The 26,029-nt window shown below is 68.7% G+C and carries 25 protein-coding genes; 16 read left to right on the forward strand and 9 right to left on the reverse strand.

Features of this window, described 5'->3' with window-relative positions:
* Positions 1 to 117: 117 nt before the first annotated feature.
* From SK571_RS13720 to SK571_RS13760, 9 genes are all read left to right on the forward strand, one after another.
* On the forward strand, positions 118 to 1,437 hold the full coding sequence (locus SK571_RS13720; protein WP_319984418.1) for a sugar ABC transporter substrate-binding protein: 1,320 nt from the start codon (positions 118 to 120) through the stop codon (positions 1,435 to 1,437).
* Positions 1,434 to 2,405 carry a carbohydrate ABC transporter permease gene (locus tag SK571_RS13725; protein WP_319984419.1) on the forward strand — a complete coding sequence of 324 codons (972 nt, stop codon included), beginning with the start codon at positions 1,434 to 1,436 and terminating at the stop codon, positions 2,403 to 2,405. The genes SK571_RS13720 and SK571_RS13725 overlap by 4 nt, the downstream gene beginning before the upstream one ends.
* Entirely contained in the window at positions 2,402 to 3,280 is an 879-nt protein-coding gene (locus SK571_RS13730) for a carbohydrate ABC transporter permease (RefSeq protein WP_319984420.1), read from the forward strand. The genes SK571_RS13725 and SK571_RS13730 overlap by 4 nt, the downstream gene beginning before the upstream one ends.
* 8 nt (positions 3,281 to 3,288) lie before the next feature.
* Positions 3,289 to 4,191: a 5-dehydro-4-deoxyglucarate dehydratase gene (locus tag SK571_RS13735; protein ID WP_319984421.1), complete on the forward strand. Its 903-nt coding sequence runs from the start codon at positions 3,289 to 3,291 to the stop codon at positions 4,189 to 4,191.
* A gap of 13 nt (positions 4,192 to 4,204) precedes the next feature.
* Positions 4,205 to 5,464 (forward strand): glucarate dehydratase family protein, encoded by a 1,260-nt coding sequence (locus SK571_RS13740; RefSeq protein ID WP_319984422.1) that lies wholly within the window; start codon positions 4,205 to 4,207, stop codon positions 5,462 to 5,464.
* Positions 5,458 to 6,588 (forward strand): hypothetical protein, encoded by a 1,131-nt coding sequence (locus tag SK571_RS13745; protein WP_319984423.1) that lies wholly within the window; start codon positions 5,458 to 5,460, stop codon positions 6,586 to 6,588. The genes SK571_RS13740 and SK571_RS13745 overlap by 7 nt, the downstream gene beginning before the upstream one ends.
* Before the next feature lie 66 nt (positions 6,589 to 6,654).
* Complete coding sequence (locus SK571_RS13750) at positions 6,655 to 7,125, forward strand: hypothetical protein (RefSeq protein ID WP_319984424.1); 471 nt, start codon at positions 6,655 to 6,657, stop codon at positions 7,123 to 7,125.
* A 218-nt stretch (positions 7,126 to 7,343) separates the two neighbouring features.
* Positions 7,344 to 7,874: a hypothetical protein gene (locus SK571_RS13755; RefSeq protein WP_319984425.1), complete on the forward strand. Its 531-nt coding sequence runs from the start codon at positions 7,344 to 7,346 to the stop codon at positions 7,872 to 7,874.
* A gap of 78 nt (positions 7,875 to 7,952) precedes the next feature.
* The gene (locus SK571_RS13760) at positions 7,953 to 8,708 is read left to right on the forward strand and encodes an alpha/beta fold hydrolase (RefSeq protein ID WP_319984426.1); all 756 of its coding nucleotides are present in this window, start codon (positions 7,953 to 7,955) and stop codon (positions 8,706 to 8,708) included.
* Between the two features lie 89 nt (positions 8,709 to 8,797).
* Here SK571_RS13760 and SK571_RS13765 read toward each other — a convergent pair whose 3' ends face one another.
* The 5 genes from SK571_RS13765 to SK571_RS13785 all read right to left on the reverse strand — a co-directional run bounded on the left by SK571_RS13765 (position 8,798) and on the right by SK571_RS13785 (position 15,380).
* A complete protein-coding gene (locus tag SK571_RS13765) occupies positions 8,798 to 10,462 on the reverse strand; it encodes a fumarate hydratase (RefSeq protein ID WP_406601974.1) in 1,665 nt (554 codons plus the stop codon).
* Between the two features lie 273 nt (positions 10,463 to 10,735).
* Entirely contained in the window at positions 10,736 to 11,725 is a 990-nt protein-coding gene (locus tag SK571_RS13770; protein ID WP_258950595.1) for a sigma-70 family RNA polymerase sigma factor, read from the reverse strand.
* Positions 11,726 to 11,975: 250 nt separating this feature from the next.
* Positions 11,976 to 12,401: a D-aminoacyl-tRNA deacylase gene (gene dtd, locus SK571_RS13775; protein ID WP_319984428.1), complete on the reverse strand. Its 426-nt coding sequence runs from the start codon at positions 12,399 to 12,401 to the stop codon at positions 11,976 to 11,978.
* A complete protein-coding gene (locus tag SK571_RS13780) occupies positions 12,398 to 13,867 on the reverse strand; it encodes a DUF7782 domain-containing protein (protein WP_319984429.1) in 1,470 nt (489 codons plus the stop codon). Before SK571_RS13780 ends, dtd begins: the two co-directional genes overlap by 4 nt.
* Before the next feature lie 28 nt (positions 13,868 to 13,895).
* Complete coding sequence (locus SK571_RS13785; protein WP_319984430.1) at positions 13,896 to 15,380, reverse strand: PucR family transcriptional regulator; 1,485 nt, start codon at positions 15,378 to 15,380, stop codon at positions 13,896 to 13,898.
* A gap of 94 nt (positions 15,381 to 15,474) precedes the next feature.
* Between SK571_RS13785 and SK571_RS13790 the strand changes: the two genes are divergently transcribed.
* Positions 15,475 to 15,789 carry a DUF3099 domain-containing protein gene (locus SK571_RS13790; RefSeq protein ID WP_406601975.1) on the forward strand — a complete coding sequence of 105 codons (315 nt, stop codon included), beginning with the start codon at positions 15,475 to 15,477 and terminating at the stop codon, positions 15,787 to 15,789.
* Between the two features lie 177 nt (positions 15,790 to 15,966).
* On the opposite strand, the gene SK571_RS13795 is transcribed toward SK571_RS13790, so the two are convergent.
* A complete protein-coding gene (locus tag SK571_RS13795) occupies positions 15,967 to 16,845 on the reverse strand; it encodes a carbohydrate kinase family protein (protein ID WP_319984432.1) in 879 nt (292 codons plus the stop codon).
* Complete coding sequence (locus tag SK571_RS13800; RefSeq protein WP_319984433.1) at positions 16,842 to 17,732, reverse strand: pseudouridine-5'-phosphate glycosidase; 891 nt, start codon at positions 17,730 to 17,732, stop codon at positions 16,842 to 16,844. Before SK571_RS13800 ends, SK571_RS13795 begins: the two co-directional genes overlap by 4 nt.
* A 31-nt stretch (positions 17,733 to 17,763) precedes the next feature.
* Here SK571_RS13800 and SK571_RS13805 point away from each other — a divergent pair, with 31 nt between their 5' ends.
* Both SK571_RS13805 and SK571_RS13810 read left to right on the forward strand, forming a co-directional pair.
* Positions 17,764 to 18,015: a DUF3039 domain-containing protein gene (locus tag SK571_RS13805; RefSeq protein ID WP_090006425.1), complete on the forward strand. Its 252-nt coding sequence runs from the start codon at positions 17,764 to 17,766 to the stop codon at positions 18,013 to 18,015.
* An 88-nt stretch (positions 18,016 to 18,103) separates the two neighbouring features.
* Positions 18,104 to 18,625 carry an SMI1/KNR4 family protein gene (locus SK571_RS13810; protein ID WP_319984434.1) on the forward strand — a complete coding sequence of 174 codons (522 nt, stop codon included), beginning with the start codon at positions 18,104 to 18,106 and terminating at the stop codon, positions 18,623 to 18,625.
* On the opposite strand, the gene SK571_RS13815 is transcribed toward SK571_RS13810, so the two are convergent.
* Positions 18,622 to 19,725, reverse strand: a complete 1,104-nt coding sequence (locus SK571_RS13815) for a YihY/virulence factor BrkB family protein (RefSeq protein WP_406601976.1) — start codon at positions 19,723 to 19,725, stop codon at positions 18,622 to 18,624. The genes SK571_RS13810 and SK571_RS13815 overlap by 4 nt on opposite strands.
* 141 nt (positions 19,726 to 19,866) lie before the next feature.
* On the opposite strand from SK571_RS13815, the gene SK571_RS13820 reads away from it, so the two are divergent.
* Positions 19,867 to 21,552, forward strand: coding sequence for a DEAD/DEAH box helicase (locus SK571_RS13820; protein ID WP_319984473.1), 1,686 nt, complete (start codon positions 19,867 to 19,869; stop codon positions 21,550 to 21,552).
* 10 nt (positions 21,553 to 21,562) lie between these two features.
* Here SK571_RS13820 and SK571_RS13825 read toward each other — a convergent pair whose 3' ends face one another.
* A complete protein-coding gene (locus SK571_RS13825; protein WP_319984436.1) occupies positions 21,563 to 22,351 on the reverse strand; it encodes a class I SAM-dependent methyltransferase in 789 nt (262 codons plus the stop codon).
* Positions 22,352 to 22,597: 246 nt separating this feature from the next.
* On the opposite strand from SK571_RS13825, the gene SK571_RS13830 reads away from it, so the two are divergent.
* The 3 genes from SK571_RS13830 (at position 22,598) to SK571_RS13840 (ending at position 26,029) form a co-directional block, all read left to right on the forward strand.
* A complete protein-coding gene (locus tag SK571_RS13830) occupies positions 22,598 to 23,722 on the forward strand; it encodes a sugar ABC transporter substrate-binding protein (RefSeq protein ID WP_319984437.1) in 1,125 nt (374 codons plus the stop codon).
* 76 nt (positions 23,723 to 23,798) lie between these two features.
* Entirely contained in the window at positions 23,799 to 24,572 is a 774-nt protein-coding gene (locus SK571_RS13835) for an ATP-binding cassette domain-containing protein (RefSeq protein WP_319984438.1), read from the forward strand.
* A 20-nt stretch (positions 24,573 to 24,592) separates the two neighbouring features.
* Positions 24,593 to 26,029: a sugar ABC transporter permease gene (locus tag SK571_RS13840; RefSeq protein ID WP_319984439.1), complete on the forward strand. Its 1,437-nt coding sequence runs from the start codon at positions 24,593 to 24,595 to the stop codon at positions 26,027 to 26,029.

The raw sequence follows: 26,029 nt of genomic DNA on the forward strand, positions 1-26,029 counted from the left end.
CCTCGTAACAGGAAAGCAACTTGCCCTTGACACGTTGCTGTGCCGATTCTTACAGTCCTGCACCAGGTTCACAAGTACGACCCAGGTTCATATATCTGAACGCGAAGGGCTCCGACGATGCGCCGTAGAACTGCCACAACACTTGCCACGCTCGGCGTGGCCGCGCTGCTCGCGGGGTGCGGCAGCGGTGGCACCACGGCCGCGTCGAGCAAGGACCCGAACAAGCCTCTGGAGGTGTGGACCCGCTCCACCGAGGCGACCGCGAAGGTCTACGAGAAGATCTTCAAATCGTTCACCGAGAAGACCGGTGTGCAGGTCGACTACAAGCCGATCTTCAACGACTTCGACAAGCAGGTGCAGCAGCGCGCCGCGTCGAAGGACCTCCCCGACGTCGTCATCACCGACACCGGCTCGCTCGGCAACTTCGTCAAGCAGGGCTGGACGACCGAGGTCAACAAGGACGACATCGCGGGCGGCGGCGACATCGTCGATCGCGCGTGGAACAACGGGAAAGGCGCCGACGGCAAGTTCTACGCCATCCCCTACTCCACCCAGGCGATGGTCACGCTGATCCGCAAGGACTGGCGCGAGAAGCTCGGCAAGCCGATCCCCACCACGTGGGAGGAGCTCGACGACCTCGCGAGGGCCTTCACCCGCAACGACCCCGACGGCAACGGGCAGAACGACACCTACGGCATGCTCGTGCCGGGCACGACCGACCGCGGCTACCTCGCGTGGTGGGCGGCCAGCTACATCTGGCAGGGCGGCGGCGACATCCTCGAGGACGAGGGCGACGGCAAGTTCCGCGTCGGCATCGACTCGCCGGAGTCGACCAAGGCGGTCGAACGGCTGCGCAAGCTCTTCTGCGACGACAAGGTCATGCAGCCCGGCTCGCTGACCCTGGGTACGAACGACGCGCACCCGCTGTTCGAGTCGGGCAAGAGCGGCATCTACCTCACCGGCCCGTACATGATCGGCCGCTTCGACAAGTCGGTCGGCAAGGACAAGTACGAGGTCGTCGCGTCCCCGAAGGGCCCGGCCGGCGCCACGGTGCTCGGTGAGGGCGAGAACATCTACCAGATGGCCGGCTCCGCCAAGACCGCCGACCAGAAGAAGCTCGCCGAGTACCTGATCACGCCCGAGGCGCAGCAGGCCGGCATGAAGGGCGACCCGCAGCCGGTCGTCCGCCTCCCCGTCAACAAGAGCGTCGACGTCAACGCGACGTACAAGGACCCGCGCTGGGCGACCGTGGCGGGCGTGTACTCCAGCGAGGCGCGGCCGTTCCCCAGCGTTCCGAACTTCGCGCCGTTCCGGCAGAAGACCTCGGAGACCCTGAACTCCATCTTCGCGAAGTGCCCCGCTGACTCCTCGGCCGAGCTGAAGACGCTCGCGGAAGCGCTCAAGAAGGAACTCGAGAACCAGAAGGCGTCGAAGTGACCGCTGTTCAGTCACTCGGCGACACCCGAGACGTGGGCTCGACGGCTAGTGGCGGCGGTGCCGTCGAAACCCACCCCGTGAGGCGGCGCCGCCGGCGCCGCCTCACGGGAGCCACTTTCATCCCGTGGCTGTTCCTGTTCCCCGCCGCGCTGATCTTCCTGGTCTTCAAGTTCATCCCGATGGCCGAGGGCATCCGGCTCTCGCTGTTCGAGGTCCGGCCGTTCCTCGGCGACATCTTCGTCGGCTTCAAGAACTACGCGACGATCCTGCAGGACGAGAAGTTCCTGACCGCCAGCTGGCACACCCTCGTGCTGGCCGGCGGTCAGACCGTCGGCGCCATGGTGATCGGCTTCTTCCTGGCGTTGCTGCTGGAAGGCCACACCAAGTCGCTGTGGTTCGTGCGGTCCGCGGTGTTCCTGCCCGTCGTGGCGGCCACCGCGGTCATCGGTGAGATCTGGCGGCTGTTCTTCTACCCGGCACCCGAAGGCTTCCTCAACGAGCTCATCTCGTGGGTCGGCCTCGGGCCCTGGGAGTACATCCACAGCACCGACACCTCGCTGGTGTCGGTCATGTTCGTCGGCATCTGGAAGCACGCGCCGTACGACATGGTGCTGATCCTCGCCGGGCTCGCCGGCATCGACCGCCAGCAGTACGAGGCCGCCGCGATCGACGGCGCGACGACGCCGCAACGGATCTGGAACGTCACGCTCCCGGCGTTGCGGCCCGTCATCACGATCCTGCTGACGCTGGCGGCGATCCGCGGCCTGCGCGTCTTCACCGAGGTGTACGTGCTCACCGGCGGTGGGCCCGCCGGGTCGACCGACGTGTGGATGACCCGCGTCTACACCACGGCGTTCGAACAGTCCGAAGCCGGACTCGCATCGGCTGGTTCTGTGCTCTTGTTCCTGGTTACCTTGATCTTGACGGTCAGCGTGCAGTGGTACCGCCGGTGGAAGGAGGCGCGATGAGCGTCAACTCAAGTCGCTTCGACAGCGCCATCGGCTGGTCCGCCCGCCCGGACGCGTGGGTCGGCAGGAGCGTCCGGTTCCTTTTCAGCGCCCTCGCTGTAATCCTTTTCTGCGGACCGCTGCTGGTCATCTTCTCCGGCGCGTTCGACCACAACCCGGATCCGACCAAGCTGTCGGTGATCCCGGACAACCCGTCGCTGATCAACTTCCAGGTCGCGGCGGAGAACAAGATCTGGCACTACCTGATGAACTCGTTGATCATCGCCGGTGGTGCGCTGCTGCTGCAGCTGTCGGTGAGCGTCTTCGCCGCATACGCGTTGGCGCGCAAGAAGTTCCGCGGTCAGGCCATCGCCCTGTTGGTCATTCTCGCCACGATGATGTTGCCTGAGGAGGTCATCGCGATCCCGCTGTCGCTGGTGATCGGAGACCTGCCTCTGGTGCACGTGAGTCTCAAGGGCACCCTGCTCGGCGTCATCCTCCCACTGGGGGCTTGGGGTTTCTCCATCTTCGTCATGACGGAGTTCATGAAGGAGATCCCCAACGAGCTGGAGGAGGCGGCCAAAGTGGACGGTGCCGGGGAGCTGCGCCTCTTCGCGCAGATCATTCTCCCGCTGTGCAAGCCCGCGCTCGGCGTCATCGCCGTGTTCGGATTCAACATGATTTGGGAGCAGTACCTGCTCCCCCTGATCGTCGCCGCTGACCCCTCCGATTACACGCTCACGGTCGCACTCCTCGCGCTTCGGTCCGACGACATGGTCGGAACGGGCATCGTGCTGGCCGGTGCGTTGCTGGCGCTGGTACCGAGCTTGGTCGTGTACCTGTCGCTGCAGAAGTCCTTCCTGCGTGGGATCACCACCGGAGCGATCAAGGGATGAGTCTGGTTATGCAACTCGATGGTGTGCTGTTCTTTCCGGTGACCCCGTTCGACAGCGAGGGGAACATCGCGTACGACGTGCTCGCCGAGCACGTCAAGCACGGTGTCTCCGCCGGGCCGGGCGCGGTGTTCGCCGCCTGCGGCACCGGCGAGTTCCACGCGTTGGAACTGGGCGAGTTCGAGCGCGCGGTGGCGGTCGCGGTCGAGGCGACCGCGGGCAAGGTACCGGTGTTCGCCGGAGCGGGAGGTTCGGTCGCGGCGACCAAGCAGTTCGTGCAGGCGGCGGAACGAGCCGGCGCCAACGGCATCCTGCTGCTACCGCCCTACCTCGTGACCAACCCGGCCGCCGGCCTCGTGCGGTACGTGGCCGAGGTCGCCGGTGCCACCGAGCTGCCGATCATCGTCTACCAGCGCAACAACGCGCGGTTCACGCCGGAGACCGCCGTCGAGGTCGCGCGGATCCCTAACGTCGTGGGCCTCAAGGACGGTCTCGGCGACCTCGACCAGATGCAGCGGATCGTGCTGTCCGTCCGTGCCAACGTTGACAAGCCGTTCCAGTTCTTCAACGGCCTGCCGACCGCGGAGATGACGCAGCTCGCGTACCGGGCCATCGGCGTCGAGCTCTACTCGTCGGCGGTGTTCTGCTTCGCTCCGGAGATCTCGATCGGCTTCTACAACGCCGTGCAGTCCGGCGACACCGAGCTCGTGAACCGGTTCCTCCACGAGTTCTACAAGCCCCTGGTCGAGCTGCGGGACAAGGTCCCCGGCTACGCGGTCGCCCTGGTGAAGGCCGCGGTGCGCGCGAACGGTCTCGAGGTCGGCGGCGTGCGGCCGCCGTTGATCGACCCGCTGGACGAGCACCTGGCCGCGCTCGACAAGATCATCGCCGCGGGCAAGGCCCTGCTGAGCTGAGAGGGCGTTCGGCATGAAGATCACCGAGATTGTCCTGACACCGATCGCGTTCCGGGACCCGCCGCTGCTCAACTCCGCGGGCGTGCACGAGCCGTGGGCGCTGCGCACGATCGTCGAGGTGCACACCGACGAAGGCATTTCAGGGCTGGGGGAGACCTACGGCGACCTCGGGCACCTGGAGCGCTCACGGTCCGTTGTGGACTCCTTGATCGGCCTCGACGTCTTCGCGTTGAACGAGATGCACGCGCGGGTCGCCGCGGCGCTCGGCGGCGAGGCCGGGCTGGACAAGCACGGTCTGACCGGCAAGATCACGGCGGAGAGCACCGTCGACCGCGTTTACTCACCGTTCGAGGTCGCGTGCCTGGACATCCAGGGCAAGGCGCTGGGACGTCCGGTGCACGACCTGCTCGGCGGCGCGGTCCGTTCCGCCGTGCCGTATTCGGCGTACCTGTTCTACAAGTGGGACGGGCACCCCGGTGCCGAGCCGGACGAGTGGGGCGAGGCGATCGACCCCGCCGGCATCGTGGCCCAGGCCTCCAAGATGATCGCGCAGTACGGCTTCGGGTCGATCAAGCTCAAGGGCGGTGTCTTCCCTCCGGAGCAGGAGATCGAGGCGATCCGCGCGCTGCGCGAGGCGTTCCCGGACCACCCGTTGCGGCTGGACCCGAACGCGGCCTGGTCGACGGCGACGTCGCTGAAGGTCGCGGCCGAGCTCGACGGGGTGCTGGAGTACCTGGAGGACCCGACGCCGGAGATCTCCGGGATGGCGGAGGTGGCCGCGAAGGCGCCGATGCCGTTGGCCACCAACATGTGCGTGGTCGCGTTCGAGCACCTCAAGCAGTCCGTGGAACAGGACGCCGTGCAGGTGCTGCTGTCCGACCACCACTACTGGGGCGGACTGCAGCGGTCGCGTCAGCTGGGGATGATCTGCCAGACGTTCGGCATCGGCCTGTCGATGCACTCGAACTCGCACCTCGGCATCTCGCTGGCGGCGATGACGCACCTGGCGGCGGCGACGCCGAACCTGAACTACGCGTGCGACACGCACTACCCCTGGAACGCTCAGGACGAGGTCGTGGAGCCCGGCGTCCTGTCCTTTGTGGACGGCGCGGTGTCGGTGCCCGTCACGCCGGGTCTCGGTGTGACGCTGGACCGTGACGCGTTGGCGCGCCTGGCCGAGAACTACGTTCGTTGCGGCATCACGGCTCGTGACGACACGGGCTACATGCAGAAGTTCGACCCGAGTTACGAGAGGAAGCGCCCCCGGTGGTGAAGTCGGTTGTCCACGCCTATCCGTGGGACCTGATCGGAGACCCTGACGCCGTTGCGCGGTATCAGGACCTCGGGGTCGACGCGATCGCCCTCGCGGCGTCGTATCACACCGTGCGGGCCGCGACGCCGCTTCATCCCTCGCATCGGATGGTCGATGCGAGGCACGCGGCGTTCTACCTGCCGGTGCGCGAGTCGAACTACGGGCGCCTGGTGCCCGCTGAACCGTCCTGGATGGACGGTTCGGACTCGTTCGGTGTCGCGGCGGCCCTGGTTCGTGCCGCCGGTCTGCCGGTGTACGCGTGGACCGTGCTGACGCACAACTCGCGCCTCGGTGACCTGCACCCGGACGTGACCGTGGTGAACGCGTTCGGGGACCGCTACCCGTACGCGCTGTGCACCGCGCAGCCCGACGTCGTGGAGTACACGTCGGTGCTGGTGTCCGAGGTGCTGGAGCTCGGCGCGCCGGACGGGATCATCCTGGAGGCCTGCGGGCCGCTGGGGTTCTTCCACGGCGGGCACCACGAGAAGACCGACGGCACGGACTGGAACGCGGTGCAGCAGAAGCTGTTGTCGCTGTGCTTCTGCTCTTCCTGCACCGCCCTGTACGCCGACCCGGATGCCCTGCGCGAAGCGGTCCGGGCCGGGGTCGATCGCGGCGCGTCCAGCGTCGAGGAAGCGCTGGGCGCGCTCGCGGACGACGTTCAAGCGGTGCGCACCGGCGTGGTGCGGTCGTTGCGGCAGAGGCTGGTGGCGGAGATTCGCGCTGCCGCGCCTTCGATCCGGATCGGCATGCACGTGACGGCGGACCCCTGGGGCACTGGGCCGTTCGCGACCGTGGCCGGTGGTGTCGACGCCGACGTCGACGTCCTGACGACGATGTGCTGGCCTGGCCCGGAGGTCGCCGTCCCCGGCATCGAGGCTCTTCGCTCCGTCGCGCCGGACACGCGGATCGCGGCGTACGTGCTGGGGCTGCCGCCGAAGCCGGCCGACGGTGCGGCGTTGTCGAAGGAGTGGCTCGCGTACCTCGATGCCGGCGTGGAGGAGTTCCACCTCTACCACGGTGGTCTCGCGTCCGCGGCACGGCTGGAAGCTCTGCGAGAGGCTGTAACCGCCGTTAGCCGCTAACTGTGAAGAGAAGTTCCTGAGACAAGTCACTGCAACCCGCTGTGAGCGCGGTTCCGTCCTCTTCACATGAGGCACATAGGAACCGTAGTTGGCACTGGCGTTCTGCTGCTGGTCATCTCGGCCTGTGGCGGCGCGCAGAACGCGGGCACAGGGGCAGGTGGCGGTCAGGAGTTGCCGACCGCCACCTCCTCCTCCGAGGTGCCCCCGAACAGCGCACCCGGAGAAGTGCCGCCGGACGGCAAACCCGTGACGAAGCTCGACACCAACGCGCTCGCACCGGATCAGCCGCGCACCGTGTGGACACAGGGTGACGGGAAGACCGTCGGCGTCGTGGCCCAGGAGGGCGGATGCGGCAAGGCGAGCGCGTCCGTGCTGGAGCAGAACGCTTCCACGGTGAAGATCGAGCTGCTCGAGACGCTGCCGTTGACCAAGCAGATGTGCACTATGGACATCCGCTTCCCACCGCTGACGGTGCAGCTGTCCGAGCCCCTTGGTGAGCGCACGGTCGTGCTGACGTCGCGGCAGGAACAGAAGTAGACCTCCCTCCCCCACGGTGCCCGGTCGGCAACTGCCCCGCCGGCCGGGCATCTCCACTCCCGGGCCCATCTCCGGGCCCATCTCCGGGCCCATCTCCGGGCCCGCTTCTGGGCCCGCTTCTGGGCCCGCTTCTGGGGACTCGTCCGGGAAGATTCCACCGGACACATCGCGAGACATTTGACAGGGACTTCTTGTCCCGGTTTGCGAGGATGGTGCGCATGAGAAACGCCGTCGCTGCCGTTGCTCTCGCCGTCGTGCTCGTCGGTTGCTCCTCCGGCACGCAGTCCGGCGCGCCCGGCTCCAGTTCGTCGGGCGCCACGCCCACGGGCACCACCGCACCCGGTTCGAGCGGCACCCCCGGCTCGTCCGGCGCGAACCCCACCGCTCCCGCCCAGCCTCCGGTCTCGATCTCGGAGGAGAAGCCCGTCGTCCCGCCCAACGTCACGCCCGTGCCGAAGGACAAGGTCGACACGACATCGTTGTCAGACACCTACCGCGACGAGGCCTACGTCTTCGGCGACGGCCGCGACGTCGAGGTCTTCGGCGTGGGCGGTGGCTGCAAGGAAGCCCGCGCCGAGGTCAGCGGCCAGTCCGCCGACCTGGTCCAGATCACGCTGGTCACGATCACCAAGCAGCCTCCCGGCACCATGTGCAGCCAGGAGGTCCGTCAGGTGCCACTGACGGTCCGCCTGGACGCGCCTCTCGGCAACCGCCGCCTCGTCCTCGAGGCCCGCGAGGAAACTGGCTGACACGTGGATCTCCAGCCTGGCGACGACGTACGGCCCGTAGACCTGCCGTATGGCGATCGCATACTGCGTGTATACGACGTGGGTACAGGCTTCCCGGTGTTCTGGCACCACGGCACACCCAACCTCGGCCTCCCGCCGGAACCGCTGTTCAGGCCCGGCATCCGCTGGGTGTCCTACGACAGACCCGGCTACGGCGGCTCCACCGCCGTCCCGAACCGGTCGGTGGCCTCCGCCGCCGCTGATGTGTCGCACATCGCCGATTCGCTCGGCATCTCGAAGTTCGCGGTCGTCGGACACTCCGGCGGCGCACCACACGCCCTCGCGTGCGCCGCCCTGTTGCCCGACCACGTCACCGCCGTCGTCGCCGGCGCGTCGTTGGCCCCCTTCGACGCGACCGGCCTCGACTGGTTCGCCGGCATGATCGCCTCCGGCGAGGCCTCACTGCGTGCCGCAGCGGCCGGTCGAGCGGCCAAGGAGGCCTACGAGGCGTCCGGCGCTCCCTACGACCCGGAGTTCACTCCCGCCGACCTCGAGGCGCTCGACGGCCCGTGGTCGTGGTTCGGCAAGGTGGTCGGTCCCGCGCTGGCAGGCGGGCCTGGCCCGTTGATCGACGACGACCTCGCCTACGTCACGCCCTGGGGCTTCGACCCGGCGTCGATCCGCGTACCGGCCCTGCTGCTGCACGGCGAACGCGACGGCATGGTCCCGGCCTCACACAGCCGCTGGCTCGCGGCACGGATCCCCGGCGCCGAACTCCGCCTGACGCCGGACGACGGCCACATCTCGGTCCTCGCCCGCGCCCCGGCCGCCCTCGACTGGCTGCCGGCCCGCTAGCGGCCCGTCGTGCGGTTCACCCGGATGCCACGAAGCCGCCCACGCCCCGCCGATGACTCGGCGGGACCCGGACGGCTCGGTGAAGGGGTCTAACGGCGGAAACTGATCTGCAGGGTCGGCGTGGACGTCTCCGCGAAGAAGTCGTTGCCCTTGTCATCGACCACGACGAAGGCGGGGAAGTCCTCGACCTCGATCTTCCAGACGGCTTCCATGCCCAGTTCGGGGTACTCGAGCACCTCGACCTTGCGGATGCAGTCCTGCGCCAGCCGCGCCGCCGGGCCGCCGATCGAGCCCAGATAGAAGCCGCCGTGCGACGAGCACGCGTCGGTCACCTGCTTGGAGCGGTTGCCCTTGGCGAGCATCACCAGCGAGCCGCCCGCGGCCTGGAACTGCTCCACGTAGGAGTCCATGCGGCCGGCCGTGGTCGGGCCGAACGAACCGGAGGCGTAGCCCTCGGGCGTCTTGGCCGGGCCGGCGTAGTAGACCGGGTGGTCCTTGAGGTACTGCGGCATCTCCTCGCCGGCGTCGAGACGTTCCTTGATCTTGGCGTGCGCGATGTCGCGCGCCACGACCAGCGGGCCGGTCAGGGACACGCGGGTCTTCACCGGGAGCTTGGTGAGGATGTCGCGGATCTCCGGCATCGGGCGGGTGAGGTCGATCTGGACGACCTCGTCGGACAGGTCCTCGCCCTCGATCTCGGGCAGGAACCGGGCAGGGTCGCGCTCCATCTGCTCCAGGAACACGCCCTCGGCCGTGATGCGGGCCTTGGTCTGGCGGTCGGCCGAGCACGAGACCGCGATGCCGACCGGGAGGGACGCGCCGTGGCGGGGGAGGCGGATGACGCGCACGTCGTGGCAGAAGTACTTGCCGCCGAACTGGGCGCCGATGCCGAAGTTGCGGGTGAGTTCGAGGACCTGCTGCTCGAGGTCCGTGTCGCGGAACGCGTGGCCCGCCGGTGAACCCTCGGTCGGCAGGGTGTCGAGGTAGCGGGCGGAGGCGAGCTTCGCGACCTTGAGGTTCTGCTCGGCGGACAGGCCACCGACGACGACCGCGAGGTGGTACGGCGGGCACGCCGCGGTGCCGAGCGAACGCAGCTTCTCGTCCAGGAACGACGCGAGGCGCTTCGGGTTCAGCACCGCCTTCGTCTCCTGGTAGAGGAACGTCTTGTTCGCGCTGCCGCCGCCCTTGGCCATGAACAGGAACTCGTACACGGGCTCCTGGCCGGGCTTGTGGAACACCTCGATCTGCGCGGGCAGGTTCGTGCCGGTGTTCTTCTCGTCCCAGAACGTCACCGGAGCCATCTGCGAGTAGCGCAGGTTGAGCTCCTGGTAGGCCTCGTAGACGCCGCGGGCCAGGGCCTTCTCGTCGTCGCCGCCGGTCAGGACGGTCTCCGAACGCTTACCCATGATGATCGCCGTGCCGGTGTCCTGGCACATCGGCAGCACACCACCGGACGAGATGGCGGCGTTGCGCAGCAGGTCCATGGCGACGAAGCGGTCGTTGCCGGAGGCCTCGGGGTCGTCGACGATCTTGCGCAGCTGAGCGAGGTGCGACGGGCGCAGCAGGTGCTGGATGTCCCGGATCGCCTCCTTCGCGAGCAGCGTCAGCGTCTCGGGGGCGATCTCCAGGAACTTGCGGTCACCGGCCTCGATGAGCTTGACCCCGTCGGAGGTGACGAGGCGGTACTCGGTCTCGGTGTCCTTCGCGAGCGGGAGGACGTCGGTGTACTCGAATGTGGTGGGCACGGGGTACACAACTCCAACGGTGTGCAGTTCGGATCAGAAAACCGTACCGCCATCAAAGGGACCTGCCGGTCCCCGTCCACCGTGTTCTTCGCAACGACGTTCTTCGCAGGGGCCGCGAACGCGGAAGGCCGGGGCGGCCCCCGGCCGTCCCGACCTTCCTTCGCGTGCTAACCCGACTCACGACGGGCGTCGCGTGGCTCTGGTAACGCCCGACCGTGCCGTGAGTTGAGTCACAAGTCAATACTGCCGGGCAGGTGAGACCCGACCGTGACGCCTCCGGTACTAGGAGGCGTACGCCCGCAGCTTCGCGGCGCGTTCGCCCTGGCGGAGCTTCGACATGACCTCGCGCTCGATCTGGCGGACCCGCTCGCGCGACAACCCGAAGCGCTTGCCGATCTGGTCGAGGGTGCGCGGCTGGCCGTCCTCCAGGCCGTAGCGCAGCCGGATCACGGCCTGCTCGCGCGGCTCCAGCGTCGCGAGAACGCGGCGCAGGTCGTCCTGCAGCAGCCCGGAGATCACGGCGCTCTCGGCGTCGGTCGCGTCCGAGTCCTCGATGAAGTCACCGAGGGGAGCGTCCTCCTCCGTGCCGACCGGCATGTCGAGCGATACCGGGTCGCGAGCGTGGTCGAGCAGGTCGGCGACCTTGTCGGGATTGAGGCCGGCTTCCTTCGCGAGCTCCTCGTTCGTCGCCTCGCGGCCGAGCGTCTGGTGCAGGTCGCGCTTGATCCGCGCGAGCTTGTTCACCTGCTCGACGAGGTGGACGGGGAGGCGGATGGTGCGGCCCTGGTCGGCCATGCCGCGGGTGATCGCCTGGCGGATCCACCACGTCGCGTACGTCGAGAACTTGAAGCCCTTGGTGTAGTCGAACTTCTCGACCGCGCGGATCAGGCCCAGGTTGCCTTCCTGGATCAGGTCCAGCAGCGGCATGCCGCGGCCCGTGTAGCGCTTGGCCAGCGACACGACGAGACGCAGGTTGGCCTTGAGCAGGTGGTCCTTGGCGCGGCGGCCGTCGCGGACGAGCGCCCCCATCTCGTCGCGGCGGGTGGGGGTGAGGCGCTTGGCCGTCTCCAGGACGTGCTGCGCGAACACACCGGCCTCGATGCGCTTGGCGAGCTCCACCTCCTCTTCGGCGGTGAGGAGCGCGGTCTTGCCGATTCCGTTCAGGTAGACTCGAACGAGGTCGGCTGCTGGTCCTTGCGCGTCGAGTTCGTGCTCGACGACGGCGGGCGTGTTCTCTCCGACTTCACGGTCGGAGATCCTCGTGACGGTCATGGATCTCCCTCCCCCTGGTGCGGGCGACGCTGCTGTCGGTCAGGACAGTCGCGCGTGGCGGTCAAGGCGGCGCGGCGCTGCGCCCTGGTTGCCGGTTGCGGCGGGCCCGCTCGGGATCCCATCGCTAGCTGGCTGATACCTGGGTAACGAACCCGATTCCGAATTCGTTCCCGACTTCCATGACCTGAAGACGTCACCACTGTCACAGCGGTTGCGCGACTAATCTGAGGATTACCTGAGAACCGTTTAGTCAGAGGTCGACGATCACCGTGAACGGTCCGTCGTTCACGCTCCGTACCTTCATCTCGGCTCTGAATCGTCCCGTTTCGACACGCGCGCCCTTTTGGCGTAGTTCCTGCACGACGGCGTTCACCAACGGTTCCGCGTGCTCGGGCCGGGCGGCCGCCGTCCAGGACGGACGGCGGCCCTTGCGCGTATCTCCGTAGAGGGTGAACTGGCTGACGACCAGCAGCGGAGCGCCGGTCGACTCGCACGACTGCTCGTCGTCGAGGATGCGCAGACCGTGCAGCTTCTGCGCCATTTTGCGGGCGTGGTCGGCCGTGTCGTCGTGGTGGACGCCGAGCAGCACCAGCAATCCGGGCTCGTCGATCGCGCCGACGATCGCCCCTTCGACTTCGACACTCGCTTCTGTGACGCGCGCCACAACTGCTTTCACGCGGGAATCAACATTCCGTGCCGGATGAGATCACGAACGATCGGCAAGGCCGCTTCCGCATCGATTTCTCCGTACGCGAACTCGAGCAGTGCGAGCAGGTCCTCCAGCGGCAACGCGCCGTTGCAACCGGCGACGAGCTTGGCGGTCGCCTCGTCGACCTCGTGCTGCCAGCCGGGCCCGTCGGTGCGGTGCAGCCGGGCGACGACCTTGCGCCAGCCCTCGTCGCCAGGCTCGGACACCTCCTCGAGCAGCACGGTGTCGGCGACCCGGAACCGCTGGCCCAGCAGATCGGGGTTGGCGCGCAGCCACGCGATGTTGTCGAGCCAGCGCGCCGCCTCGGGGCCCAGCGGGTCGTCGTAGGCGTGGCGCAGGTCTTCGCAGATGACCTGGGAGTGCATCTCGTCGGTGCGCCGCAGCGTCACGTACCCGAAGCCGACGCCCTGGACGTCGTTCTCCTCGAACCAGTCCAGCCACGCCGCGGCCTTCTGCCGGCCCTCGGGGCTGCGCGGGTCGACGCCCGCGTCCTTGAGCCACGTGCCGACGTACAGGGCGGGCTCGGCGATGTCGCGCTGCACGAACCACGCGTCGATGCCGCCGCGCGGGAGCCAGCCGGAGACGCGCTCCTCCCAGTCCTCACCCTTGCGGTGCACCCAGGACGCGAGCAGCTGGCCGACGCCGCCCTCGTTGAGGAAGGCGGGCAGCTGCCGGATGACCAGCGCCGACGCGTCGTCGCCACCGAGGCCGGAGTCGCGGTAGACGAAGTCCACCCGCGGCGGGCCGACGACGAACGGCGGGTTGCACACGACCTGGTCGAACCGCCGGTTGCGGACCGGACCGAACCACTCGCCCTGCAGCGTCTCCACGTTGAGCTCGTTCATGCGGAACGTGCCCTGCGCGAGCCTCAGCGCGCGCTCGGACAGGTCGGTCGCGGTGATCCTCTGAGCGTGCGTGCCGGCGTGCAGCGCCTGGACGCCGCAGCCGGTGCCGAGGTCCAGCAACGTGCCGACGGGCGTGCGCTTGGTCGCGCGGGCGAGGCTGATGGACGCGTGACCGACACCGAGTACGTGGTCCTCGGGGACGGCGCCGCCGCGCAGGTCGGAGTCGAGGTCGGCGATGACCCACCAGTTGTCCTCGTACGGCCGGACGTCCAGTCCGGCCTTCAGGCTGGCCGCGCCGGGAACGGGGGCCAGGACCTCGTTCTTGACGGCGTCGTCGATGTCGACACCGTCCAGCGCCTTGCGGACGTCCTGCTCGGGCTCGTGGTCGCCGAGCAGGAACATGCGGATCAGCGTGCCGAGCGACCCGGCGTCCTTGCTCGCGCGGCGGGCGGGCTCGGGCTCGCCGCGGCCGAGTGCGGCGTGGGCCTGCGGGCCGAGCGCGTCGACAACGCCGTCCGCGGTGTAGCCGGTGTTCAGGAAGGCCTCGCGCAAACGGGCGCACAGTTCAGCGGAAAGATCGGGGTGCACGGGTGGATATGCTTTCACGCCCCGTGGTTCACCGCGTGATCTGGAGAGCGATCGCCATCGCGAGCCGCTGGTCGGGATCGTCGAGGGGCAGCGGCGTCACCTCGGCCATCTTCTGCATCCGGTACCGCAACGTGTTCGGGTGCACGTTGAGCTCCCTGGCCGCAGCCCGCACGTCACCCTGAGCCGTCAGCCACGCCCTCAACGTCGTCGCGTACTGCGTCCCGTACTCGGCGTCGTGCCGCAATATGTTGGAGATCGGCCCGCGGGTCGGCAGTCGTCCTGCCTCGGCGACGGCGGCGAGCCGGTGCAGCAGGACCTGAGCCCACGCGTCGTCGTACACAACTGGTACACCGGTCGAGAGCGCGAGGCATTCGTCCGCCTCCTGCCGCGACGTCGGCAGCTGCGTCGCCTCGGCGGGCCCTCCGATGCCCGCCAGCACCGTCGCCTCCGCGGGCAGCTCGCGCACCAGCGAGCGCACCCACGCGACGGCGTCGTCGGCTGCAGGGATGACGGTGTAGAGGACGTTGCCGAACAACGCGCTACGCCCAGGCCGCGACCAGCCGAAGCCGGCGGTCGCCCGCTGGAACGCGAGCACCGCCGCGCCATGCTCACCCTCGCCCGCGTGGGCCTGCACCGCGATCACCCGCAGATCCGCGGACGGCAACCCGAGGCGCGCGACGTCGGCGGACTCGGGCTGTTCGAGCAGCCGGATCACCAGATCGGCCTCGGCCTGGCGTTCGAGGTCCGTCGACGCGCGCGACCGCAACAGGTGCAACGCCGCCGTGCGCGCGCCGTCGACCAGTGCGGCACTGCGAGCAGCGTCCACCGGCCCCGTCACCTCGACCCACACGGACCCGAGCAGCTCACGGCCCGCCCGCACCGCGGCGACCAGTCGGTTGCCCAGTTGCGGGGTCAGCTTGGGCACGAAGATCGGCTCGTCCGAAGACGCGAGATGTGTGAACACCCCGAACTCGTCGAGCGCCCGCCGGGCCTCTTCCGGCACCCGCCGCCCGAGGATCGTCTGCACGCGCACGGGGTCGACGTCCTCCTGCCGATAGGAGTACGCGAGCACGCGGGACTGCTGGTCCTCGATCGTCACCGGACCGCCCACCACGCCCGCGATCACGTCGGCCAGCCCGAACAGGTCCCCGGTCCGCGTACCGCCGTTGACCAGCGTCTGCGTGACGTTCGCGAGCTGACTCCACGGCACGGACGGGTCCACGAGCAGCACGGCCGCACCGGACTTCTTGGCCGCGGCGATCACCCGTTCGTCGAGTGGCGGCTTGCCGTGCAGCACCACCGCGGACGCCACCGTGGAGGACACGAGACGCGCCGCCGCTGCCACCGACGGCGTACCCAGCCCGAGAAGCACGTCACCCGCGGTCGCCGGTGTGTTCTCCGCCGGATCGTGCAGGGCGACCCCGCGGAGTTCGGCGTCGCGTCCCCTCGGTGCGCAGGCCAGATGGGTGCCCAGACTGCCGAGCACGTCCACGAGGCGATCAAGGGCGACCACCCGCGGATGTTAACCGCCAACCGGGCGTCCCCGGCGTCACTCGGACGTGGGACTATGGAGGGCGTAGCCGATGCAAGTTGGACGAGGTGGTGTCGTGAGCAGTCCCGACCGGACCGACACCCCGGTGTTGATCACCGAGGCGGCTCCTTCCTACGAAGAACAGCACGCCGCCCGGCGCCGGAAATACGCGATCATGATGAGCCTGCGCTTCCCGTGCCTCATCCTCGCGGCGCTGTTCGCTCACACCTGGTGGCTGGCCCTGTTCTTCATCGTGCTGTCCGTGCCGTTGCCGTGGATGGCCGTGCTGATCGCGAACGACCGGCCGCCTCGCAAGACCGAGAAGGCCAACCGCTACGAGGTCGAGCGCCGCGCCATCGCCCCGAAGAGCACCACCGTCATCGACGGCTGACCGTCCGAACCCGCTCGAAATCGCACACCGGCCCGACGCCACCCGTGCCTTTGCAATGAGTCTTTTGCCGTCGTCCGCAAACGTTTTTTGCATCCCGGTGGGCTGAAAAGCGGGGTGTCAGGCGTACGGGCAACCGATATATCAGTTGAGAACTGATATATCGGTTGAGCCGGAGGGCTAGCGAGGGGGTTGGGCGCCCACGACGCTGACCGCGCGAGAACCCGCACGGACGCCGCCGAGGAGAGCGTCGCGCTTCGACGCACCGGACAGCCAGGCCGCGAGGAAGCCCGCATCGAACGCGTCACCGGCACCCGTCGAGTCGATGCACTCGGTAACTTCAGCGGGGACCGAGATCAGCTCGTCGGCGTCGACCCAGGTCGCGCCGTCGGGGCCTGAGGTCACCACCACAGCGCCGACATGGGAGAGCAACGACTTCGCCGACGACGGCTCCGAGGAGCCGGTGAGGGCGAGGAGTTCGTCGGCGTTGGGGAGCAGGAAGTCGACACCGCGCACGTCCGCCAGGAACGCCTCGGGCGAGTGGATCAGGACGGCCGCCTGGGGGTCCACGGAGGTCGTCCACCCCGCGGCGCGGGCGGCGTCGAGCACGGCCAGGCCTGCGGGGCGTGAGGTGGCGTCGAGCAGCACGTAGCCGGACAGGTGCAGGTGGCCGTGGGGCTCGGTGAGCAGGCCAGGGGCGAGGTCGGCGGGGGAGAAGCGGGCGTTCGCGCCGCGGTCGGGCAGCATCGAGCGCTGGCCGTCCTCGTCGACCAGGACGACCACGCAGCAGGTTGCGAGGTCCTGGTCGACCGCGAAGGCGCACTGGACGCCTGCCGAGGTCAGTTCGGCGTGGACCTGGCGGCCGGCCGAGTCGGCGCCCACACGGGCCACCAGGACCGGCGAGGCGCCGCAGGCCGCGAGCCACACCGCCGTGTTGGCACCGGCGCCGCCCGGTTCAATGGTGACCTTGGCGCGGACGTCGCCGCCGTGGGCGATGGGGCCGGCGTGGCGGGCCACCACGTCGAGGCCCGCGTCGCCGACCACGACCACCGGCCTCACTGGAACAGCTCGACGGCGACGGCGGCGGCCACGGAGACGTTGCTGACGACGAGTTCCTCGTTGGCGTCGAGGCTGACGCCGGCGCTGGCGGTGTGGAAGTGCTCCAGCAGGACGGGGGTGACGTCCTTGCCCCGTACGTCCTGGTCGACGAGCTTCTGCAGGCCCTCGGCGAGCAGGCGGTCGTGCAGGGCGGAGTCCATCTCGAAGGCGGCCGGGATCGGGTTGGCCAGGACCATGCCGCGGCCACCGGCCGCGAACACGGCCGCGGCCTCGGCGGGGGTCTCGACCCGCCACGACAGGTCGAACTCCGACTCACGGCGGTAGAAGGCGGGGAAGCGCGAGGTCCGGTAGCCGATGACCGGCACCGAGCGGGTCTCGAAGACCTCCAGGGTCGCGCCCATGTCCAGGATCGACTTCACGCCCGAGCAGACGATCAGCACCGGCGTCGTCGCCACCACGTCGAGGTCGGCGGACACGTCCCACGTCTCGCGCGCGCCGCGGTGCACGCCGCCGAGGCCGCCGGTCCCGAAGACGCGGATGCCCGCCTGGTGGGCGAGGGCCGTCGTGGAGGCCACGGTCGTCGCGCCGCTGCGGCCCAGGGCGTAGGCGGGGCCGAGGTCGCGCAGCGAGAGCTTGACGAGGTCGCCCGCGTTGCAGACGCGGTCCAGCTCGGACGAGGAGAGACCGATGCGCGGCACGCCGTCGAGCACGGCGATCGTGGCGGGGACCGCGCCGGCTTCCCGCACCACCTTCTCCAGGCGTGCGGCGACCGTCAGATTGCGCGGCGCGGGCAGGCCGTGGGACAGGATCGTGCTCTCGAGAGCGACGACGGGCCGGTTCTCGGCCAGTGCGGTGGCAACTTCATCGGCGATGTGCAGCGTGGTCACGAGGGGATATCATCCCAGGTACCCTGGGCGGGTGAGCACCCAGACTCTTCCCGAGGTCGACGTACGGCCGGATGAGACCGACCAGTCCTCGGACGACACGCCGAAGATGTTCCACTACGTGCGCAAGGCGAAGATCGCCGAGAGCGCCGTGATGGGTACGCATGTGGTCGCGCTCTGCGGAGAGGTCTTCCCGGTCACGCGGTCGCCGAAGCCCGGTTCGCCGGTGTGCCCGGACTGCAAGAAGATCTACGAGAACCTCCCGCCCGGCGGCGACGGCGACTAGTCGCACCCAGTAGCTTTCCGGCGCCCGCCGCCTCGAGATGGCTCGAGGCGGCGGGCGTTGCTGTCTCGAATCGACGTGGGGGAGCGACGTGGATCTTCTTGCCTCGTGGCGAGCGGTGCTGGGGGACGTCGGGACGCCGGCGCCCGCGGTGGACTGGCCCGCGGTCGAGTCCCGGCTCGGCACGGCGCTGCCGGCCGACTACAGGGTGCTGGCCGAGAACTACCCCGGCCTGTCCATCGACGACTTCATGGGGGTCTTCCACGTCGTCAGTGAGAAGGACGACGAGTTCGACCTGCGGGAGTTCGCGGAACAGACGCTCGGCCACTGGCGGAAGCTGCGGGTGGACCTGCCCGGCGCGGTGCCGCATCCGCTGTACCCCGAGCCCGGCGGCCTGCTCCCCTGGGGAGTCACCGACAACAACGACTTCCTCTGCTGGCTCACGAAGGGCGAGCCGGACGAGTGGCCGGTGGTGGTCACGACCGTCCACGAGTGGTGGACGTACGAGGGAACGATGCTGAGCTTCTTCACCGGGATCCTGCGCAGGGAGATCGTGTGCCCGGTCCTCACGGAGGACTTTCCGAGCGAGGACTACGAGGTGACGGCTGTCTAGCCCCGCTGCTTCTCTTCCTCCGAGTGCGACCGCTGCTCCTGGATCTTCAGCGGCGTCGTCAGCTGCGTGTCCGCGGGGGAGGGTGCCGAGTACTCCGCGTTGTTGTTCTCCTGCTGGGGCGCGGCGGCCTCGGAACGGATGCGGGACGCCGCGCGCTCCATCTCGAGCCTGCGCCAGCGGCGGCGCTGGCGGCGGGTCATGCGGGCCGGCCACATGTCCTGGACGGCGCTGTTGAAGTACGCGCCGATCGTGATCGCCAGGCCGATGAAGAACACGAACAGCAGGAACGCGATCGGCGTCGCCAGCGCGCCGTAGGTGTAGCCCGTGGTGGTGATCCACTGGATGTACAGGCGCAGGCCGATGGACGACAGGATGAAGAACGCCATCGCGAGGATCGCGCCGGGCAGCACGCGGTGGTACGGCAGCCTTCGCGGCAGCGCGACCTTGTAGAGCAGCGACAGCGAGAGCACCAGCAGCAGCGCCACGCCGGGGTAGTAGAACCGGCCGACCCACGTCGTGATGTACGGCTGCCAGGACGCCGGGAAGAACTGCGGCAGGATGTCCGGGCCCAGCGCCAGCACCGGCAGGCCGATCACCAGTGCCACCAGTGACACCAAGTAGAGCAGCAGCGCGAAGAACCGTTGCCACACCTCGTTGCGCACGCCGTACTGGCCGTGGGCGACTGTGATCGCGTCGACGAACGACGACATGGCCGACGACCCCGCCCACAGCGAGATCAGGAAACCGATGGAGACGATCTCGCCCTTGCCTGTCGACAGGATCTCCGCGACGGTCGGCTGGATCACGCCGTTGACGACGTCCGCGCTGAAGATCGTCCGGGTGAACCCGATGATCTTCTCCTGGACCGAGAGGACGATCTCGGGGCCGAACCAGGTGCCGATCCAGCCCATCGAGCCCAGCACGCCGAGCAGCAGCGGAGGGAACGACAGGGTCTGCCAGAACGCGGCTTCGGCCGCTTCTGAGAAGATGTTGCCTTGCCACGCCTTCGACAGGGTGCGCGCGAGTAGACGCAGCGGCCCCTTGCGGCCGGACCTGCGCGCGTCGTTCTCGGAAGGCGAACCCATCGCAGTGACAAGCATGGTGCATACCGCCACGTTTCGCGGCATCGACGCCCGGAACAGGTAGAGTCGCAGTGCCCTCGGCCACGGTCTGCCTGAGGGTACTGCCATGTTTGACCTGCATAAATGAGGAGAAACACGTCTGTGACAGCGACAGCAGCAATGCGACCGCTGCGGGCATGGCAGCGGCGCGCGCTGACCAAGTACCTCGCCGTCAAACCCAAGGACTTCCTCGCCGTCGCGACGCCGGGCGCGGGCAAGACGACCTTCGGGCTCCGCGTTGCCGCCGAGTTGCTGGCCGACAGGACGATCGAGGCCGTCACGATCGTCACGCCCACCGAGCACCTCAAGCACCAGTGGGCGAAGGCGGCAGCCGAGCAGGGCATCCACATCGACTCGAACTTCCGCAACACCAACGCGATGACCTCCCGCGACTACCACGGTGTGGCCGTCACGTACGCACAGGTCGCCGCCCATCCGACGTTGCACCGGGTGCGCACCGAGAACCGCAAGACGCTCGTGCTGCTCGACGAGGTGCACCACGGCGGTGATGCCAAGTCGTGGGGTGATGCGATCCGCGAGGCGTTCACGCCCGCGGTCCGTCGTCTGTGCCTCACCGGCACGCCGTTCCGCTCGGACGACTCGCCGATCCCGTTCGTCACCTACGAAGAGGGTTCCGGCGGCTTCAAGACGTCCAAGGCCGATCACACCTACGGGTACGCCGACGCGCTGCGCGACGGCGTGGTCCGGCCCGTGCTCTTCCTGGCCTACTCGGGCGAGGCGTCGTGGCGGACCAGTGCGGGCGAGGAGTTCACGGCGCGCCTGGGCGAGCCGCTGACGCAGGAGCAGACCGCGCGGGCGTGGCGCACCGCCCTGGACCCGGCCGGCGACTGGGTGGCGTCCGTGCTGCGCGCCGCCGATCAAAGACTCACGCAGAAGCGCGAGAACGGCCTGCCCGACGCGGGCGGCCTGGTGATCGCCACCGACCAGACCGTCGCGAAGGCCTACGCGCAGGTGCTCCAGCGCGTCACGGGCCACATCCCCACGCTCGTCCTCTCGGACGACCCGAAGGCGTCCGGCAAGATCGCCGAGTTCGCCGCGACGAACGAACGCTGGATGATCGCCGTCCGCATGGTGTCCGAGGGTGTCGACGTGCCGCGGCTCGCCGTCGGCGTGTACGCGACGTCGTCGTCGACCCCGCTGTTCTTCGCCCAGGCCATCGGCCGCTTCGTGCGCAACCGGAAGCCCGGCGAGACCGCCTCGGTGTTCCTGCCCTCGGTGCCGGTGCTGCTGCAGCTCGCGTCCGAGCTGGAGGCCGAGCGCGACCACGTCCTGGGCAAGCCGCACCGCGAGAAGGACGGCTGGGACGACGAGCTGATGGCCGCGGCCAACGCGGTCAAGGACGAACCCGGCGAGGACGAACGCGCCTTCACGGCGCTGGGCACCACCGCCGAGCTCGACCAGGTGATCTACGACGGCTCGTCGTTCGGCGCCCCGTCCCTCGCGGGCTCCGAGGAGGAGCAGGAGTACCTCGGCCTGCCGGGGCTGCTCGAACCGGACCAGGTGCGCACCCTGCTGCTGCAGCGGCAGGAGGAGCAGATGGCGATCGCCGCCAAACGCCCCAAGTCCGAGGTCGCGGTGCGCGAGGCACGGCCCGTGGGTGTGCAGGAACGCCTCACGTCGCTGCGCAAGGAGCTCAACACCCTCGTCGCGATGCACCACCACCGCACGAAGAAGCCGCACGGCAAGATCCACAACCAGCTGCGCGAGTACTGCGGCGGGCCGCCGACCGCGATGGCCACCATCGAGCAGCTCGAAGAACGGATCGCGACGCTGCGCTCCTGGTAGAGCCGATGTGTCAGTTGCGCGCGACGGCGACGGCGAGCGTGCTGTAGCGCATGGTGAACCGGCCGCCGATCGCGTCGATCGCACTGCCGATGCCGGACATGAGCTCGGTGATCTGCTCCGCGCTGAGCAGGGCCATCGGGCTCATGGTGAGCGTGAGGTCGAGGAACTCGGCTGTCGTGAAGGTCCGTTCCCAGTCGGCTGACCACTGCTCGGCGCCGGAGAACTCGCCCGTGCCGGCGAACGCGTCGGCCGTGCGCACACAGCCCTGCCGGTAGGACTCGGACGCCTCGTCGTAGGAGTGTCCGACGCGGTACGGGACCTGCGGTGCCACTTTGTCGTAGGCGGCGACGAAGGCTTCGGAGATCGGTTCCGGCGTCCCGAACACGTGCCAGAGCGCCACGAACACCCCGCCGGGCCGCAGCACCCGCGCGGCCTGCGCCGTGCCTGCCTCGGCGTCGACCCAGTGCCAGGACTGCCCGGCGACGACGGCGTCGAACTCGCGTCCGGCCGGATCCCAGGTCTCGAACTTCGCCACCTCGACGGTGACGCCCGTGCCGCGGGCGAACTCGGCCATCCGCTCGTCGTGCTCCACCCCCAGCACGTCCAGCCCGGCTTCCTGGAGCTGCCGCGACAGGACGCCGGTGCCACAGCCGACCTCGGCGACCCGTGGCCCAGGACTGGCGGCGACGAGCTTCGCGATCAGTGCGCCGGGATAGGCGGGCCGGGTGCGGTCGTAGCGAGCCGCCTCGGCACCGAACGAGTTCGCCAGTCTTTCGGCGGCTTCCTTGTCGACGGTCATGCACCCAACCTAGGGATGTCCGGGAGGTGACAGGCGAGCGTGCACCGCGAGCGATATCCGATATATCGCCGCTGAAATCTGTAGCGCGGTGGTAACGCTCTCACAACTCTCGGTGACCAGATTTCGCCACGGTTACCGCATCGTTGCGACTTAATCGATCCAGTGTGGTTCCGGTCACGCATATGTCGGGCATACGTTGTGCGCCACAACATTCTCTGTGACACAGCGCAGTGAAAGGGATGGCGGATGCGCAGCAAGACTCTCGCTTCCATCGCCGTGACCGCGGGCCTCGCCCTGGCGGTCTCGGCGTGCGGCGCCAACACGTCCTCCGGCAACGGTGGAACCTCTGAAACGAACTCTGGCAGCGGCACGGGCGCGAAGGTCGGCGTGATCCTGCCCGAGACCGCCTCCTCCGCCCGCTGGGAGGGCTTCGACAAGCCGCTTCTCGAGGCGGCTCTGAAGAAGGAAGGCCTCGACCCCGACATCCAGAACGCTCAGGGCGACGTGCAGAAGTTCAGCACCCTGGCCGACGGCATGATCAACGCCGGCGTCAAGGTCCTGATCATCGCCACGCCCAACAGCGAGGTCGGTGCCTCCGTCGCCAAGAAGGCGCAGGCCCAGGGCATCCAGGTCATCGACTACGACCGCCTGAACACCGGCGGCTCCTCGTCCTACTACGTGTCGTTCGACAACGTGAAGGTCGGCGAGCTGCAGGGCCAGGGTCTCGCGGACGCGATGAAGGCCGCCCCGCAGGGTGCGAACGTCATCGAGATCGAGGGCGCGCCGACGGACAACAACGCGACCCTGTTCCACCAGGGCCAGCAGAAGGTCCTCAAGCCGCTCTACGACTCGGGCAAGCTCAAGCTGGTCCAGTCCCAGCCGATCGACAACTGGGACAACCAGAAGGGTGGTCAGGTCTTCGAGCAGATCCTGACCGGCAACGGCGGCAAGGTCGACGGCGTCGTCGCCGCGAACGACGGCCTCGCCGGCGCCGTGATCACGATCCTCAAGAAGGTCGGCCTCAACGGCAAGGTCCCGGTCACCGGTCAGGACGCCACCCCGGACGGCCTGCAGGCCGTGCTCCGCGGTGACCAGTACATGACCGTCTTCAAGCCCATCAAGGACGAGGCCGAGGCCGCCGCCAAGCTGGCCGGTGCTCTCGCCAAGGGCGACACCGCCGCCGCCGACGCGCTCGCGTCCGCCTCGACGGACGACAGCAAGGGCAACCGCAAGGTCAAGTCCGTCCTGCTGTCCGCCCAGCTGATCACGAAGGACAAGGTCAAGTCCGTCGTGGACGCCGGCTTCGTCAAGGCGTCGGAGATCTGCGTGGCCGACACCCAGGCCGCCTGCACCGAGCTCGGCATCAAGTAAGACCGCTCGCGACGAGGGCGGGGTGCGCTTTGCCGCACCCCGCCTCTCGTCACGTGTAACCCCGGAGGAAAACCCAGTGAGCGAGCCGATTCTCGAGCTGCGCGGCATCAACAAGAGCTTCGGTCCCGTGCACGTCCTGCACGACATCGACCTCGACGTCAACCCCGGCGAGGTCACCGCCCTCGTCGGCGACAACGGCGCGGGCAAGTCGACGCTGGTCAAGTGCATCGCGGGCATCCACCCCACCGACTCGGGTGAGGTCCTGTTCAACGGCGAGCCGGTGCACATCAAGGGCCCGCGCGACGCCGCGGATCTCGGGATCGAGGTCGTCTACCAGGACCTCGCGCTGGCCGACAACCTCGACATCGTCCAGAACATGTTCCTCGGCCGCGAGCGCACCAAGAATGGTCTGCTCGACGAGACCGACATGGAACAGGCGGCACGCAAGACGCTGGCGTCGCTGTCGGTGCGCACGGTCAAGTCGGTGCGCACGCAGGTCTCGTCGCTGTCCGGTGGTCAGCGCCAGACCGTGGCGATCGCCAAGGCCGTGCTGTGGAACAGCAAGGTCGTGCTGCTCGACGAGCCCACCGCCGCGCTCGGCGTCGCCCAGACGCGGCAGGTCCTCGACCTGGTCCGCCGGCTGGCGGAGCAGGGTCTGGGCGTCGTCCTGATCAGCCACAACATGAACGACGTGTTCGAGGTCGCCGACAAGATCGCGTGCCTCTACCTCGGCCGCATGGCCGCCGTCGTGGGGTCGAAGGACGTCACGCACGGCCAGGTCGTCGAGCTGATCACCGCCGGTCGTTCCGGTGACCTGGGCATCGCCCGCCCCGAGGCGGCGACGATCTGATGAGTTCCGAAGAGGCGAGCATGACCGACACCACCGAAACGCACGAGCACGACCACGAGACGCCCCCGCAGGGCGCCATCTCGGACTTCGGCATCGACACGACGTCCCAGTCCACGGGCGAAGCGGTGCGCGACTACTGGGCCAGGGTCCGCGGTGGCGAGCTCGGCTCGCTGCCCGCGCTGCTCGGGCTCGTCGTGCTGCTCATCGTGTTCAGCGCGTTGTCCCCCACGTTCTTCACCCTCGGCAACCTCGCCAACCTGCTCCAGCAGGGCGCCAGCATCACCATCATCGCGATGGGCCTGGTGTTCGTGCTGCTGCTCGGCGAGATCGACCTGTCCGCCGGTACCGCGTCCGGTGTGACGGCAGCGGTGATGGCACTGCACCTCATCAACAACGGCAACCTGCTCGGCGGCATGGGCGACACGGTGTTCTACGTGTTCTGCGGCCTGCTGGTGCTCGCGATCGTGCTCGCGGTGATCATGAAAATTTGGGCGGGTGCCGTGCTGTCGGCCATCGCCCTGGTCATCGCCGCCGTCGGCATCCCCGCGAACGCCTGGCTGGAGATGCTGCTCGCGGTCTGCGTCGGCGCGGCCATCGGTTCCATCACGGGCTTCCTGGTCGCGAAGGTCGGCATCCCGTCGTTCGTCGTGACCCTGGCGCTGTTCCTCGTCTGGGGCGGTGTCGTGCTGCAGTTCATCGGTGACGGCGGCACGCTCGGCCTGCGCGACGACACGATCTTCAACGTCGCCAACGGCAACCTGAACTTCGTCGGTTCCTGGGTGCTGTTCGTCGTCGCCGTCGGCGGCTACGCGGCGGTCGTGCTGACGCGGCACTTCTCGCGGCTGCGCAAGGGACTCGTGGCCCAGCCGACGTCGCTGGTGCTGGCCAAGATCGGGGCCCTCGCGGTGCTGGCCGCCGTCATCACCTACGCGCTCTCGCTGAACCGGGCGCCGAGCAACCTCGTGATCATCGAGGGCGTGCCGTACGTGGTGCCGCTGGTCCTGGTGCTGCTCGTGATCGGCACGTTCGTGCTCGACCGCACCAGCTACGGACGCCACGTGTACGCCGTCGGTGGCAACAAGGAAGCCGCCCGCCGCGCCGGTATCAACGTCGAGCGCATCCGGATGAGCGTGTTCGTGATCGCTTCGTCGGCGGCCGCGATCGGCGCGATCGTGTACTCGTCGAAGGTCGGCTCCGTCGACCCGAACGCCGGTGGCGGCAACACGCTGCTGCTGTCGGTCGGTGCGGCCGTCATCGGTGGCACGTCGCTGTTCGGCGGCAAGGGCCGGCTGCGCGACGCGGTCATCGGTGGCGCGGTGCTCGCGATCATCCAGAACGGCATGGGCCTGCTCAAGCAGCCCGCCGCTGTCGTGTTCATCGTGACCGGTCTGGTCCTGCTGCTCGCCGCGAGCGTCGACGCGTTGTCCCGCCGCCGGGCGGCCACCGCGGCTCGATGA

Source organism: Lentzea kristufekii, from assembly GCF_033949925.1.
In the GTDB taxonomy this organism is placed as follows: Bacteria; Actinomycetota; Actinomycetes; order Mycobacteriales; family Pseudonocardiaceae; genus Lentzea; species Lentzea kristufekii.

What these genes read in the sequence shown, in the direction of transcription:
- SK571_RS13720 (WP_319984418.1), top strand. Translation starts at nt 118, where the DNA reads ATGCGCCGTAGAACTGCCACAACACTTGCCACGCTCGGCGTGGCCGCG.
- SK571_RS13730 (WP_319984420.1), top strand. Translation starts at nt 2,402, where the DNA reads ATGAGCGTCAACTCAAGTCGCTTCGACAGCGCCATCGGCTGGTCCGCC.
- SK571_RS13735 (WP_319984421.1), top strand. Translation starts at nt 3,289, where the DNA reads ATGCAACTCGATGGTGTGCTGTTCTTTCCGGTGACCCCGTTCGACAGC.
- SK571_RS13740 (WP_319984422.1), top strand. Translation starts at nt 4,205, where the DNA reads ATGAAGATCACCGAGATTGTCCTGACACCGATCGCGTTCCGGGACCCG.
- SK571_RS13750 (WP_319984424.1), top strand. Translation starts at nt 6,655, where the DNA reads ATGAGGCACATAGGAACCGTAGTTGGCACTGGCGTTCTGCTGCTGGTC.
- SK571_RS13755 (WP_319984425.1), top strand. Translation starts at nt 7,344, where the DNA reads ATGAGAAACGCCGTCGCTGCCGTTGCTCTCGCCGTCGTGCTCGTCGGT.
- SK571_RS13770 (WP_258950595.1), bottom strand. Translation starts at nt 11,725, where the DNA reads ATGACCGTCACGAGGATCTCCGACCGTGAAGTCGGAGAGAACACGCCC.
- SK571_RS13815 (WP_406601976.1), bottom strand. Translation starts at nt 19,725, where the DNA reads ATGCTTGTCACTGCGATGGGTTCGCCTTCCGAGAACGACGCGCGCAGG.
- SK571_RS13820 (WP_319984473.1), top strand. Translation starts at nt 19,867, where the DNA reads ATGCGACCGCTGCGGGCATGGCAGCGGCGCGCGCTGACCAAGTACCTC.
- SK571_RS13825 (WP_319984436.1), bottom strand. Translation starts at nt 22,351, where the DNA reads ATGACCGTCGACAAGGAAGCCGCCGAAAGACTGGCGAACTCGTTCGGT.
- SK571_RS13830 (WP_319984437.1), top strand. Translation starts at nt 22,598, where the DNA reads ATGCGCAGCAAGACTCTCGCTTCCATCGCCGTGACCGCGGGCCTCGCC.
- SK571_RS13840 (WP_319984439.1), top strand. Translation starts at nt 24,593, where the DNA reads ATGACCGACACCACCGAAACGCACGAGCACGACCACGAGACGCCCCCG.